General features: G+C 68.4%; 13 protein-coding genes. 7 read left to right on the forward strand and 6 right to left on the reverse strand.

Annotated elements, in window-relative coordinates; translation table 11 throughout:
• Positions 1-57: 57 nt before the first annotated feature.
• Positions 58-1,263, reverse strand: a complete 1,206-nt coding sequence (locus tag PX554_RS09130) for an LL-diaminopimelate aminotransferase (protein WP_093226092.1) — start codon at positions 1,261-1,263, stop codon at positions 58-60.
• Between the two features lie 176 nt (positions 1,264-1,439).
• Here PX554_RS09130 and PX554_RS09135 point away from each other — a divergent pair, with 176 nt between their 5' ends.
• Both PX554_RS09135 and PX554_RS09140 read left to right on the forward strand, forming a co-directional pair.
• Complete coding sequence (locus PX554_RS09135; RefSeq protein WP_275501014.1) at positions 1,440-3,131, forward strand: PHA/PHB synthase family protein; 1,692 nt, start codon at positions 1,440-1,442, stop codon at positions 3,129-3,131.
• A 133-nt stretch (positions 3,132-3,264) separates the two neighbouring features.
• Positions 3,265-4,113, forward strand: coding sequence for a phasin family protein (locus tag PX554_RS09140; protein ID WP_275500890.1), 849 nt, complete (start codon positions 3,265-3,267; stop codon positions 4,111-4,113).
• A 215-nt stretch (positions 4,114-4,328) separates the two neighbouring features.
• On the opposite strand, the gene murA is transcribed toward PX554_RS09140, so the two are convergent.
• On the reverse strand, positions 4,329-5,612 hold the full coding sequence (gene murA, locus PX554_RS09145) for a UDP-N-acetylglucosamine 1-carboxyvinyltransferase (RefSeq protein ID WP_093226095.1): 1,284 nt from the start codon (positions 5,610-5,612) through the stop codon (positions 4,329-4,331).
• A 187-nt stretch (positions 5,613-5,799) separates the two neighbouring features.
• Here murA and PX554_RS09150 point away from each other — a divergent pair, with 187 nt between their 5' ends.
• Complete coding sequence (locus PX554_RS09150) at positions 5,800-6,501, forward strand: Crp/Fnr family transcriptional regulator (RefSeq protein ID WP_420833441.1); 702 nt, start codon at positions 5,800-5,802, stop codon at positions 6,499-6,501.
• A 56-nt stretch (positions 6,502-6,557) separates the two neighbouring features.
• On the opposite strand, the gene clpS is transcribed toward PX554_RS09150, so the two are convergent.
• From clpS to pabB, 3 genes are all read right to left on the reverse strand, one after another.
• The gene (clpS, locus tag PX554_RS09155) at positions 6,558-6,884 is read right to left on the reverse strand and encodes an ATP-dependent Clp protease adapter ClpS (protein WP_069207113.1); all 327 of its coding nucleotides are present in this window, start codon (positions 6,882-6,884) and stop codon (positions 6,558-6,560) included.
• 174 nt (positions 6,885-7,058) lie between these two features.
• Positions 7,059-8,258 carry a pyridoxal phosphate-dependent aminotransferase gene (locus tag PX554_RS09160; protein WP_093226098.1) on the reverse strand — a complete coding sequence of 400 codons (1,200 nt, stop codon included), beginning with the start codon at positions 8,256-8,258 and terminating at the stop codon, positions 7,059-7,061.
• A 33-nt stretch (positions 8,259-8,291) separates the two neighbouring features.
• Positions 8,292-10,091 (reverse strand): aminodeoxychorismate synthase component I, encoded by a 1,800-nt coding sequence (pabB, locus tag PX554_RS09165; protein ID WP_275500896.1) that lies wholly within the window; start codon positions 10,089-10,091, stop codon positions 8,292-8,294.
• Between the two features lie 87 nt (positions 10,092-10,178).
• Between pabB and PX554_RS09170 the strand changes: the two genes are divergently transcribed.
• On the forward strand, positions 10,179-10,838 hold the full coding sequence (locus PX554_RS09170; RefSeq protein ID WP_275500898.1) for an MBL fold metallo-hydrolase: 660 nt from the start codon (positions 10,179-10,181) through the stop codon (positions 10,836-10,838).
• A gap of 99 nt (positions 10,839-10,937) precedes the next feature.
• Here PX554_RS09170 and PX554_RS09175 read toward each other — a convergent pair whose 3' ends face one another.
• Positions 10,938-11,372, reverse strand: a complete 435-nt coding sequence (locus PX554_RS09175) for an MAPEG family protein (protein WP_275500900.1) — start codon at positions 11,370-11,372, stop codon at positions 10,938-10,940.
• Positions 11,373-11,579: 207 nt separating this feature from the next.
• On the opposite strand from PX554_RS09175, the gene rpmF reads away from it, so the two are divergent.
• Genes rpmF through PX554_RS09190 form a run of 3 tightly spaced genes read left to right on the forward strand, consistent with a single transcriptional unit; the run spans position 11,580 to position 13,833 of the window.
• Positions 11,580-11,759: a 50S ribosomal protein L32 gene (gene rpmF, locus PX554_RS09180; protein ID WP_093226103.1), complete on the forward strand. Its 180-nt coding sequence runs from the start codon at positions 11,580-11,582 to the stop codon at positions 11,757-11,759.
• A 23-nt stretch (positions 11,760-11,782) separates the two neighbouring features.
• Positions 11,783-12,826, forward strand: coding sequence for a phosphate acyltransferase PlsX (plsX, locus tag PX554_RS09185; protein ID WP_275500904.1), 1,044 nt, complete (start codon positions 11,783-11,785; stop codon positions 12,824-12,826).
• 35 nt (positions 12,827-12,861) lie between these two features.
• A complete protein-coding gene (locus PX554_RS09190; protein WP_275500907.1) occupies positions 12,862-13,833 on the forward strand; it encodes a beta-ketoacyl-ACP synthase III in 972 nt (323 codons plus the stop codon).
• Positions 13,834-13,851: the final 18 nt, after the last annotated feature.

Genomic DNA, 13,851 nt, shown 5'->3' on the forward strand with positions numbered 1-13,851 from the left:
AGCGTGCCGGGTCTGCCGATGATCGTTCCGGGCGGCGGGCTGGCAAGGCCGATCGGCTCAGCCGGTGCGCGCCGGCGTGTTGACGCCCATGCTCTGCAGATAGCGCTTCACGTTGCGCGCGGCCTGGCGCAGCCGCTGTTCGTTCTCGACCATCGCGATCCGCACGAACCCTTCGCCATTCTCGCCATAGCCGACCCCCGGCGCGACCGCGACCTTGGCGTGGGTGAGCAACTGCTTGGAGAATTCGAGGCTGCCGAGATGCTTGAGCGCGGGCGGCAACGGCGCCCAGGCGAACATGCTCGCGGGCGGCGCGGGTATGTCCCAGCCGGCGCGGGCGAAGCTCTCGACCAGCACGTCGCGGCGCTTGTGGTAGAGCACGCGATTGGCCTCGACGATATCCTGCGGGCCATTGAGCGCCGCGCACGCCGCCGCCTGGATCGGCGTGAACGCACCGTAATCGAGATAGGATTTCACCCGCGTCATCGCCGCGATCAGCTTGGCGTTGCCCACCGCGAAGCCGATCCGCCAGCCCGCCATCGAATAGGTCTTGCTGAGCGAGGTGAACTCGATCGCGACATCCTTGGCGCCCTTCACCTGGAGGATCGAGACGGTCGGCTTGCCGTCGTAATAGAGTTCCGAATAGGCGAGGTCCGAGATGATCCAGACCTGGTTCTCCTTCGCCCACGCGACAAGCCGCTCGTAGAAGGCGAGATCGACCGTCTCGGCGGTCGGGTTCGACGGATAGTTGACGACGAGGATCGACGGGCGCGGCACCGTGAAGGCGATCGCGCGATCGAGGCTCTCGAAATAGTGTTCGTCGGGCGTGGTCGGCACCGCGCGGATCGTCGCGCCGGCGATGATGAACCCGAAGGTATGGATCGGATAGGAGGGATTGGGCGCGAGCACGACGTCGCCCGGCGCGGTGATCGCGGTGGCGAGGCTGGCGAGCCCCTCCTTCGATCCCATCGTCACCACCACCTCGGTCTCGGGATCGACATCGACGCCGAAGCGGCGGCCGTAATAATTCGCCTGCGCGCGGCGCAGCCCCGGAATGCCCTTCGACTGCGAATAGCCGTGCGCGCCCGGCTTGCTCGCCACTTCACACAGCTTCTCGATGACATGCGGCGGCGGCGGCAGATCGGGATTGCCCATGCCCAGGTCGATGATGTCCTCGCCGCCCGCGCGCGCTTCGGCCCGCATCGCGTTCACTTCGGCGATGATATAGGGCGGCAGGCGCTTCATGCGGTAGAATTCGTCGGACACTGGATCTTCCCAAGGTCGCAAAGGCGCGACGGTACGCTTATAGAACTCGAACGGCCATCGACGAAAGCAAAACCCGCCAGGGGCGAAGGAGAACGCGCGTGAGCGAGACCGATACCAAGCAACGGCCCGGCGCGGCTCCAACGGGCGCGGGTTTCGGCTTGCCCAGCCTGGAGGAGATGCAGCACTGGACGCTGATCCTCGGCCGCCTCCAGCAACTCGCGCTCGAACATGGGCTCGCCGCGATGCAGCCGGCCGACGCCGGCGCGGTGCCGCCGATCCCCGGCGTCACCGATCCGGCGACGGTGGCGCGCGCCAAGGATTTCTGGCGCGACAGCATCGCGCTGTGGCAGCACCTGCTCGATCCCGCCGCGCAAGGCCCGGCGCAGCGCCCCGAACAGACCGCCGACCGTCGCTTCCGCGATCCGCGCTGGCACGAGAATCCGGTGTTCGACTGGATTCGCCAGAGCTACTTCCTGCTCTCGGACCATCTGCTCCGCGCGGTCGAGTCGATCGAGGGGGTCGAGGGCAAGCAGAAGGAGCAGCTCCGCTTCGCCACGCGCGCCTTCATCGACGCGATGAGCCCGAGCAACTTCCCCGCCACCAACCCGCAGGTGCTCGAAAAGACGATCGAGACGCGTGGCGAGAATCTCGTCAAGGGCTTGCAGAACATGCTCGCCGACATCTCCAAGGGGCAGATGACGCAGGTGGCGCCGGGCGCGTTCGAGCTTGGCCGCAACCTCGCCGTCACCCCCGGCAAGGTGATCCATCGCACCCCGCTGTACGAACTGATCCAATACGCGCCGACCACGCCCAACGTGCTCAAGACGCCGATCGTGATCTTCCCGCCGTGGATCAACCGCTTCTACATTCTCGATCTCACGCCCGAGAAGAGCTTCGTGCGCTGGGCGGTCGATCAGGGCATCACCGTGCTGATGGTGTCGTGGAAATCCGCCGACGCGAGCCTCAAGCATGTCGTGTGGGACGATTACGTCGCCGCGCAGATCGACGCGATCGAGGCGACCCGCGCCGCGCTCAAGGTCGATCGCGTCCACGCGATCGGCTATTGCGTGGCGGGGACCACGCTCGCCGCCACGCTCGCGCTGCTCGCGGCGCGCGGGCGCGCCGATATCGTGGCGAGCGCGACCTTCTTCACCGCGCAGGTCGATTTCGCGGATGCCGGCGAATTGCTCCATTTCGTCGATGATGCCCAACTCGCGATGTTCAAGGAACTGAGCCCCGACGGCTATCTCGACGGGCGCTACATGGCGGCGACCTTCAACCTGCTGCGCGGGCGCGATCTGATCTGGAATTATGTCACCAACAACTATCTGCTCGGCAATGATTACGCGCCGTTCGACCTGCTCCACTGGAACAGCGACATCACCAACCTGCCGGCGAAATGGCATCTCAGCTATCTGAGCGATCTGTACCGCGACAATCTGCTCGCCACGCCCGGCGCGCTGAGCGTCGACGGCACGCCGATCGACCTCGGGCGGATCGAGACCCCCGCGTATGTGCAGGCGGGCCGCGAGGATCATATCGCCCCGGCCGAAAGCGTGTGGAAACTGACCGAGCACCTCAAGGGGCCGGTGCGCTTCGTGCTGGCCGGGTCGGGGCATATCGCCGGCGTGGTCAACCACCCGGAGGCGAACAAATACCAATATTGGAGCGACGCGGAACCAAAGGGCACGCTCGACGATTTCCTCGCCGCAGCGCGCGAGACTCCGGGGAGTTGGTGGCCCGATTGGGCGGCGTGGCTGCGCGCGATAGATTCGGCGACGGTGCGCGCGACCGGCGCGCGCAAACCGGGCGGCGGAACCGCGAAGGCGCTCGACGACGCGCCCGGGCGCTACGTTCGGGAAAGATGAAGCCCCGCTTTATTGTCTCCATTATGGCTCCAACATTGCAGCATGACAGCCATGTTGCACTGCAACAAACTTCTTGCGGTCGTGGATCGACTTCGATATATTGCGTGACAGCAATACGGCAGGAGACGATCATATGGCCGGTGACAATCCCAAGCCCGCGACGCGCGGCAAGGGGCCGAACAAGCCGGCCGTGCCGGTGCCTCCCGCCGCAGCCGCTTCGCCGACCCCGGCCGCCGCGCCGAAACCGCCCAAGCCGGTAGCATCGAAGCCCGCACCCAAGGCGAAGCCGCCGGTGCCGATGCTGCCCGAACCCGTTGCCGCTCAGGCCGCCGAGCCGGCGCCGACGCTCGCCGCGCCGGTGATCCCGGAAGTGGTGGTGCCGCCCGTCACGCTTCCCTCGGTCGCCGCCAAGCCGGCGCCGGAGCCCGTCGCCGCGGCGCCCGAACCCGCTCCCCAGCCCGTCACCGCGCCGGAGCCTCTCGTTTCTACCCCGCCCCCAGCCCCGGAACCGTCTTCCGCGGCGATCTCGCACAAGGAAAAGACCATGGAAGCCACGATCCAGGACGCCACCGCCAAGACCCAGACCTATTTCGGCGACGCCAATGAGCGCGCCAAGGCCGCTTTCGAGAAGAGCACCAAGCTGTTCGAGGACATGAACGCGTTCGGCAAGGGCAACATCGAAGCCGTCGTCGAATCGAGCAAGATCGCGGCCAAGGGCTTCGAATCGTTCGGTCAGGAAGCCGCCGAATACACGCGCAAGCAGTTCGAAGGCGCGACCGCGATGATGAAGAGCTTCGCGTCGGTGAAGTCGCCGACCGAGCTGTTCAAGCTCCAGAGCGACTATTTCCGCCAGTCGTTCGACTCGCTCGTCGCCGAATCGTCGAAGCACACCGAAGCGCTGCTCAAGCTGGCCGGCGAAGTCGCCCAGCCGCTGTCGAACCGCGTCGCGCTCGCCGCCGAAAAGGCCAAGATCGCCGCCTGATCGCCGGCGTTCGGGAATAGGAAAGGGGCCGCCCGCGAGGGCGGCCCCTTTTCGTGTGTGGGCTGTAATCGCAATCCTCCCCCGCCAGGGGGAGGTGTCGCCAAAGGCGACGGAGGGGGAGGGCGCGATTCGCGCGCGACCGTTTCGCCGCCCGCCCCCTCCGTCACGCTACGCGTGCCACCTCCCCCTGGCGGGGGAGGATTTCACACAGGCCGTCACCCGTCGCCGGCGCGCTCGATGTCCGCGCCGACCGCGCTCAATTTCTCCTCGAGCCGCTCGTAGCCGCGGTCGAGATGATAGACGCGCGCCACCTGCGTCTCGCCCTCCGCCGCGAGTCCCGCGAGGATCAGGCTCATCGACGCGCGCAGGTCGGTCGCCATCACCGGCGCACCGACGAGCTTGTTCACGCCGCGCACCACCGCGGTGCGGCCCGAGACGTGGATGTCCGCGCCCATCCGCGCCAGCTCGGGCACGTGCATATAGCGATTCTCGAAGATCGTCTCGGTCAGCACGCTCGCGCCGTCGGCAAGCGTCAGCATCGCCATGAACTGCGCCTGCATGTCGGTCGCGAAGCCGGGGAAGGGCGCGGTCGAGAGCGTCAGCGGCCGCAGCCGCTCGGGCGCGGAGACGTGGAGCACAGTGCCGCGCTCCTCCACCGTCACCCCCGCCGAGACCAGCGCGGCGATCGTCGCGCGCATGTCCTCCGGCACCACCCCGACCAGATCGAGCGTGCCCCCGGTGATCGCCGCCGCGCACGCATAGCTGCCCGCCTCGATCCGGTCGGGCATCACCGCATAGGTCGCGCCGTGCAGCCGTTCGACCCCGGTGATCTCCAGCGTCTCGGTGCCGATCCCGGTGATCTTCGCGCCCATCGCGACCAGGCAGTTGCACAGGTCGACGATCTCGGGCTCGCGCGCGGCATTGCCGATCCGCGAGACACCCCGCGCCGTCACCGCCGCCATCACCGCATTCTCGGTCGCGCCGACCGAGACGATCGGAAAGACGTAATCGCCGCCCGCCAGCCGCCCGCCCGGCGCGGTCGCCTTCACATAGCCCGCCGCCAGCTCGATCTCGGCGCCGAGCGCCTCCAGCGCCTTCAGATGCAGGTCGATCGGCCGGTTGCCGATCGCGCAGCCGCCCGGCAGCGACACCGTCGCCTCGCCCGCGCGGCCGACCAGCGGGCCGAGCACGAGGATCGAGGCGCGCATCTTGCGCACGATGTCGTACGGCGCCTCGGTCGAGGTCAGCTTGCCCGCGCGGATCGTCATCACCCGCCCGAAATCCTCGGGCCGTGCGCCCTCGATCTGGGTCGAGGCGCCGAGCTGGTTGAGCAGGTGGCCGAAACTGTCGACATCGGCGAGCCGCGGCAGGTTGCGCAGCGTCAGCGGCTCCTCAGTCAGCAGCGCGCACGGCATCAGGGTCAGCGCGGCGTTCTTGGCACCGGAGATGGGGAGGCGGCCCGACAGGCGTTTGCCGCCGCGAATGATGATGCGATCCATCCGCCGGCTATTATCGCCTCGCGCCTTCCGCGCAAGCCGGAGCGGCGCGCGCAAAGTGGAATGTGTCGGCTTCGAGACACCCTTGATCGACTTTAATGCACTGATTTTACAGGACTGCTTTGGATCGCGGACCAGTGGGGGAATGTTACGAGTGCCTGGCAGTTGCTTCGCCGACCGTCTCAACGACATGGTCGCGCTGACGGATGTGGAATACCGAGCGCTTGAGCGTCTGGAGGAACGGGAACGGCGTCTTCGCCGCGGTGTCACGCTGCAGCGCGAGAATGATCGCGTCGGCGAAGTGTTCGTGTTGCGGTCCGGCCGGATGATGAGCTCGGTGTTGCTCGACGACGGCAGCCGGCAGATCCTGCGCATCCATTCCTCGGGCGATCTGCTCGCCGTCTCGAACCTGATCTACGACGACGCGCCCGAGACGATCACCGCCCTGTCCGATTGCACCGTCGCGCCGTTCGAACGCGCCGCGTTCAGCGCCTTGCTGGTCGAGCATCCGCGTCTCGCCGCGCTGATCCTGGTCTATAACCAGATCGAGCGGGTCGCGCTGACCGACCGGCTCGCCGCGCTCGGCCGCACCTCGGCCAAGGCGCGCGTGGCGGCGGTGCTGATCGAGATGCGCAACCGCGCGCGGATGCTCGACAAGAGCGTCGGCGACAGTTTCGCGCTCGGGCTGACGCAGGAGGAGGTCGGCGACGCGACCGGCCTCACCGCCGTCCACGTCAACCGCATGCTGCGCCAGTTGGAGGAGGAGCGGCTGATCGCGCGCGAGGCGGGCCGGGTGCGCTTCCTCGACGAACGCGCGCTGGCGCGTTCGGCCAATTTCATCGATCGCTACGCGGGTCTGGAACTCGGCTGGCTGCCCGCCTCGCGGGGATAACGGCCACGCCGCGATGCCGGGCCAAACCGCGCCGGGTGAGGCTCAGCGGCGGCGGGTCACGCCTTTTCCAGCATGCATTGCAGCGGATGCTGGTTCTGCCGGGCGAATTCGGTCACCTGCGCGACCTTGGTCTCGGCGACCTCATAGCTGAAGATGCCGCACACGCCGACGCCCTTCTGGTGGACGTGGAGCATCACCCGCGTCGCCGCCTCCATGTCCATGCGGAAGAAGCGCTGAAGCACGAGCACGACGAACTCCATCGGCGTGTAATCGTCGTTGAGCAGCAGCACGCGGTACGGCGTCGGCTGCTTGGTGCGGGCACGCGTGCGGGTCGCGACACCAAGCCCGGTGCCGTCGTCATCGCCGTCCGTATGCTCGGCCATCGTCGTGGGTGTGGGTGCGTCGATCATGGCGAGACGAAAATATGGCATCGCACCGGCCAAGGGCAAGGGGGTCTTGACCGATCCCCGGTTTTTGCGTCGATCACGCCCGAAGCAGGACGCCGCCCGCGCCCCCGTTCGGGCTTAGACCCGCTCGGGGGCGCCGGCCGGCGGTGCCTAGCGCAGCGCCGCGCACGCCTCCTGGATCCGCTCGCACGCCTTGGTCAGCAGTTCGTCGCTGGTCGCATAGCTGATCCGCATCGCCGGCGAGAGGCCGAACGCCGCGCCCTGCACCGCCGCCACCTTGGCATCGTCGAGCAGATAGCCGACGAAGTCCTCGTCGGTCTCGATCCGCTTGCCGCCCGGCGTGGTCTTGCCGATCAGCGCGGAGAATTCGGGATATACGTAGAAGGCGCCCTCGGGCTTGGGGCAGGTCATGCCCTCGGCCTGGTTGAGCATCCCCACGACGAGATCGCGCCGGCGCTGGAACAGCGCGGCATTGTCCTTGAGGAACCCCTGGTCGCCGGTCAGCGCCGCGACCGATGCCGCCTGCGCGATCGAACACGGGTTGCTGGTCGATTGCGACTGCAGCTTCGCCATCGCCTTGATCAGCCACGGCGCGCCGCCGGCGAAGCCGATCCGCCATCCGGTCATCGCATAGGCCTTCGAACAGCCGTTGGCGGTCAGCGTGCGCTCGTACAGCGACGGGCAGACCTGCGCGATCGTGGTGAACTTGAAATCGTCGAACAGGATATGCTCGTACATGTCGTCGGCGAAGATCCACACGTGCGGATGCGCCTCCAGCACCGCGCCCAGCGCCTTCAGCTCGGCCTCGCTATAGGCGGCGCCGGTGGGGTTGGACGGCGAGTTGAGGATCACCCACTTGGTCTTCGGCGTGATCGCCGCGTCGAGCTGCTCGGGGGTGATCTTGTACTGCTGGTCGGCGCCCGCCGCGACGAACACCGGCGTACCGCCCGCGAACAGCACGACATCGGGGTAGCTCACCCAATACGGTGCGGGGATCACCACCTCGTCGCCGGCGTCGAGCGTCGCCACCATCGCGTTGAACAGGGTGTGCTTGCCGCCCGAATTCACGCTGATCTGGTCGCGCGTATAGGCGAGGCCGTTGTCGCGCAGATATTTCTGCGCGATCGCGTCCTTCAGCTCGGGCGTGCCATCGACGTTGGTATATTTGGTCTGCCCGTCGCGAATCGCCTTGATGCCCGCTTCCTTGATGAAATCGGGCGTGTCGAAATCGGGTTCGCCGGCGCCCAGGCCGATCACGTCGACGCCGGCGCGCTTCAGTTCCTGCACGCGCGAGGTGATCGCGAGCGTGGGCGAGGGCTTGATGCGGGCGAGCGCGGCGGATGGGTGCATGAGAAAGACGCCTCTATAGGGAAAGCGGCGCGGCTATAGACTGGCCTTCGCAGGCTTCGCAACCGTCACGACCGCCGGAATCAGCCCGCGCAGCGCGTTGCCGATGAAGAAGCCGCCCGCGAGATCGGCGGCGGTCAGATCGCCCTCGATCGCCTTGCCCTCCGCGATCAGTGCCGCGCGCAGCACCCCCGGCAGCAGCCCGCGCGCCAGCGGCGGCGTCACCAGCACGCCGCCGCGCGCCACGAACAGCGCGGTGAAGCTCCCCTCGGTCAGCGCGCCGGAAGGGTCGGCGAACAGCACCTCGAACGTGCCCGCCGCGACGCGCGCCGCGTCGTAGAAGCCGCGATCGGTGGTCTTGTGGCGCAGGCGGATGTCGCCCGGATCGACCGGCAGCGGCACCACCGCGACCGGCACCGGCCCCGCCGGCGGCGCGGGCAGCGGCGACACCTCGATCGCGATCGCGCCGCTTCGCGCCAGCAACAGCCGCAGCCGGCGCGGCTCGCGCAGCCGGAAGGTCGCCGCCTGAAGCTCGTTGCGCGCGATGTGGCGATCGAACACGAAGCCGAACGCCGCGGCGCTCGCCCGCATCCGCGCGAGGTGGCGTTCGAGCCGCGCCACCCCCGTTAGCGGGTCGAACCGCATCGTCTCGATCAGGTCGAAGCCGGGGCCGGGCGTGGCGAGGAACGCGCTCTTGGTCCGCGTCTCGGCCCATTCGTCGCTAGCGCGCGAATCGGCGACGATCCCGCCGCCCACCCCGAAGCTCGCGGTGTCCGCGCCGTCGGGCAGCGTCAGCGTGCGGATCGCGACGTTGAACGCGGCGTCCCCGTCCGCGTCGATCCGCCCGATCGCGCCGGTATAGACGTCGCGGCGCGTGTCCTCGACCTCGCCGATCACCTCCATCGCGCGCAGCTTGGGCGCGCCGGTGATCGAACCGCACGGGAACAGCGCCGCCAGCACGTCCACCGCGTCACGCCCCTCGGCGAGCCGCGCGGTGACGGTCGAGACCATCTGCTGGACCGTCGGATAGCGCTCGACCGCGAACAGATCGGGCACCGCGACGCTCCCCGCCGCCGCGACGCGGGCGAGATCGTTGCGCATCAGATCGACGATCATCAAATTCTCGGCGCGCTGCTTGGGATCGGCGGCGAGCGTAGCGGCGAGCGCGTCGTCCTCCGCGCGCGTCGCGCCGCGCGGCGCGGTGCCCTTCATCGGGCGGCAGCGCAGTTCGCGCCCCGACAGCGCGAAGAACGATTCGGGCGACAGCGACAGCAGCCAGCGCGCGCCGTCGTGAACCAGCGCGCCGAACCCGCCACGCGCCCGCGCGCGCAACTGCGCATAGGCCGCGCGCGGATCGCCCAGCACCGGCACGCGCGCGCGGTAGGTGAGATTGGCCTGGTAGATGTCGCCCGCGACGATCAGCTCGCGCACGCGGGCGAAGCGCGCCGCATAGTCGGCAAAGGCGATCCCCGGTTCGGGTGGGCCGATCCACGCCCCGGCCGGGTCGGGCAGCAGCGCCGCCACATCGGCCACCTCGTCCCAGCGCTCGAACAGCCCGAACCATAGCAGCGGCGCGTCCGTTCGCGGCGCGGCGCCTGCGATCGGCTCGAACGCCGCCGCCGCCTCATAGGCGAGATAGCCGGCGGCGTGCAGCCCGGCGCGCCGGCCCGCGCGCACCGCCTCCAGCGCGGGCCGGACCTCGGCGGCATCATATGCCGCCACGATCCGCACCGGATCACGGTACAGCCGCGCGCGCCCGGCGCCGGCCCGGACGTCGCCGGCCCGAACCTCGCTGGCATCGTCAAGCAGGACGAAAGGGGCGTCACGCGGCGGCATTTCCGGCGCACAGATGCAGCGGTTATGCCCCCAGGGGCAAGCCCCGGCTCTTGTCCGCCCTGGCGATGGTTTCTATCTCGGCGCGATATGGCCAATCCTCCCCTCCGCGCGACGATCATCCCGGTCACGCCGCTCCAGCAGAATTGCACGCTGTTCTGGTGTACCGAAACGATGCGCGGCGCCTTCGTCGATCCGGGCGGGGATCTGCCCAAGCTGCGCGCGGCGGCGGCGCAGCACGGTGTCACGGTCGAGAAGATCCTCCTTACGCACGGCCATATCGACCATTGCGGCTCCGCCGGCCCGTTCGCGCGGGAACTCGGCGTGCCGATCGAGGGGCCGCACGAGGCCGATCGCTTCTGGATCGCCCGGCTCGCCGACGACGGCCGCAATTATGGCGTGCCCGGCACCCCGTTCGAGCCCGACCGCTGGCTGGCCGACGGCGATACGGTGACCGTCGGCAATCTGACGCTCGACGTCTATCACTGCCCCGGCCACACCCCGGGCCATGTCGTGTTCCACCACGCGCCCTCGAAGCTGGCGATCGTCGGCGACGTGCTGTTCGCCGGCTCGATCGGCCGGACCGATTTCCCGATGGGCAATCATCAGGATCTGCTCGACGCGATCGTCACCAAGCTGTGGCCGCTCGGCGGCGACACCGCCTTCATCCCCGGCCACAACCAGATGAGCACCTTCGCGCAGGAACGCGCCAGCAACCCCTATGTGAGCGACGCCGCGCTGGCGGCCTGACCGACATTCCCAGCCCGTTCGTGTCGAGCGAAGTCGAGACACCGGCGCTGCGGACGTGTCTCTCGACTTCGCTCGGGACGAACGGCTTTCACGCTGGCCTCACCGCACCCGAATCACCGTCTCCGTCACCACCCGCCCGGAGCCGCCGATGAACGGCAGCGCCACCGCATAGGCCGACAGCCCGAGCAGCACCGCGAAGGTCACCGCCGTGCCGCCCTCGCGGCCGCCCGGCATGCCGTCCATGCCGAGCGCGTGCGCGATTCGCGCGATCAGGAAGACCGAACTCACCGCCCACAGCCAAGTCGGGCTGCCGATCGAGAATTCGATCAGCCCGATCAGTAGCAGCACGAACGGCGCATATTCGACGAAATTGGCGTGCGCGCGCATCCGGCGGATCAGCGGCAGGTTGCCGCCGTCGCCCAGCTCGACGCCGGTTTCGCGCCGGATCAACCCGGTGCGCGCCGCCAGCCAGAAGTTGATGATGCCCGCCCCGCCGACGGCGGTGAGCGTGATCGGCAACAGGACAGGCGCCAAGATTCGATCCTTTCGTGAGAGGCCCGCGCTGTGCCACCGTGCCTCACCGCTTGCAACGGCGCGGAGAATCGCTATAGGCGCGGTGCTTCGCGATGCGTTCGGCCGCAGGTGCCACCGCGGCCGACCCTCAACCGTCGGTCACGTGGCTATTGGGTCCGGGCGAATCGCCCCGAATCGAACACGCAACAAGCACAAGGTTTCGCCGAAATGGCCGTCCCCAAGAGAAAAACTACGCCGTCCAAGCGCGGCATGCGCCGGGCCCATGATGCGCTGAGCATCGAATCGTTTCAGGAATGCCCGAACTGTGGTGAACTGAAGCGTCCGCACAATCTCTGCAATTCGTGCGGCCATTACAACGGCCGCGAGATCGTCTCGGTCGAGGGCTGATCTCTGCGGAACGGGGGGCGAAAGTGACGAACGGCTCCCGGATCGCCGTTGACGCGATGGGTGGCGACGAAGGGCTGGCGGTGATGCTGGCCGGGGTCGCGCGCGCGCGTCGTCAGTTCGAAGGCCAGGGATCGGACCTGCGCTTCATCCTCGTGGGGGATGAGGCGGCGATCACGCGCGGGCTGAAGAATCACCCCAACCTGACCGCGCATTCGGAGATCGTCCACGCCCCCGAGGTGGTGGGATCGTCCGACAAGCCGAGCCAGGCGATCCGTCGCGCCAAGACCACGTCGATGGGTGTCGCCATCGACATGGTCAAGCAGGGCCGCGCCGCCGCCGCGGTGTCGTCGGGCAACACCGGCGCGCTGATGGCGATGGCCAAGCTCTCGCTGCGCACGATGCCCGGCATCGACCGCCCCGCGCTCGCCGCGATGATGCCCTCGCTCGGCGAGAATGACGTCGTCGTGCTCGATCTCGGCGCGAACACCGAATGCACCGCGCGCAACCTCGTCCAGTTCGCGGTGATGGGCGCCGCCTATGCGCGCACCACGCTCGATCTCCAGAGCCCGCGCGTCGCGCTGCTCAACATCGGCAGCGAGGACCAGAAGGGCACCGACGAGATCCGCGACGCCGCGCAGACGCTGCGCCTCGCGACTCACCTGCCGATGAGCTTCACCGGCTTCATCGAGGGCGACCGGCTCTCGCGCGGCGAGGTCGATGTCATCGTGTGCGACGGCTTCTCCGGCAACATCGCGCTGAAGACCGCCGAGGGCACCGCGCGCTTCGTCGCCGATCTGCTGCGGCGCGCATTCAAGAGTTCGATGCGCTCGAAGATCGGCTTCCTGATCTCCAAGCCCGCGACCGATCTGCTGCGGCATCATCTCGATCCCAACAACCATAACGGCGCGGTCTTCCTCGGGCTCAACGGGCTGGTGCTCAAGAGCCACGGCGGCGCCAACGAAATCGGTGTCGCCACCGCGATCGGCGTCGCCGCCAAGATGGTGCGTGACGATCTCACCCGGCGCATCGCCGAGGATCTTGGCAATTTCGAAGCAAAAGCGGCCTGAACGAGCCGCACCCTGGGCCGCTTGAAGGAAACAGCATGATTCGCGCCGTCATCACCGGTACCGGCTCCGCGCTGCCAGCGCGCCGGGTGTCCAACGCGCAGCTTGCCGAAACGGTCGACACCTCGGACGAATGGATCGTCGAGCGCACCGGTATCCGCTTCCGCCACATCGCCGACGAGCATGAGACCACCGCCACGCTCGGCGCCGACGCCGCGCGCGCCGCGCTCGCCGCCGCCGGTGCGGCCGCGCGCGACATCGACCTCATCGTGCTGGCGACCGCGACGCCCGACCAGACCTTCCCGTCGAGCGCGACCAAGATCCAGGCGCTGCTCGGCATCGACGATTGCGTCGCGTTCGACGTGGCGGCGGTCTGCTCGGGCTTCCTCTATGCGCTCCAGGTCGCCGACAGCATGATCCGCGCGGGCGCGGTGCGGCGCGCGCTGGTGATCGGTTCGGAGACGTTCAGCCGCATCCTCGACTGGGAAGACCGCGCCACCTGCGTGCTGTTCGGCGACGGCGCCGGGGCGATCGTGCTCGAGGCGCGCGAAAGTGACGCCGCCGCCGATGCCCAGGGCGTGCTCGCGGTGCGGCTCCACGCCGATGGCCGCCACAACCAGTTGCTCTATGTCGATGGCGGCCCCTCGACCACCGGCACCGTCGGCAAGCTGCGCATGAAGGGCCGCGAGGTGTTCCGCCACGCCGTCGTCAATCTGGCGGCGGTGCTGACCGAAACGATGGCGGCCGCCGGGCTCGCACCCGACGCGATCGACTGGCTGGTGCCGCATCAGGCCAATGCGCGCATCCTCGATGCCACCGCGAAGAAGCTCGGCCTGTCGCCCGAGAAGGTCGTCGTCACGGTCGATCGCCATGCCAACACCTCCGCCGCCTCGGTGCCGCTCGCGCTCGACACGGCGGTGCGCGACGGCCGGATCAAGCACGGTGACCTGATCGTGCTCGAGGCGATGGGCGGCGGCTTCACCTGGGGCGCGGCGGTGGTGCGCTTCTAGGACGGGCATTTCGCCGCC

The sequence above is a fragment of the Sphingomonas pollutisoli genome (assembly GCF_029167165.1).
Classification (GTDB): Bacteria; Pseudomonadota; Alphaproteobacteria; order Sphingomonadales; family Sphingomonadaceae; genus Sphingomonas; species Sphingomonas pollutisoli.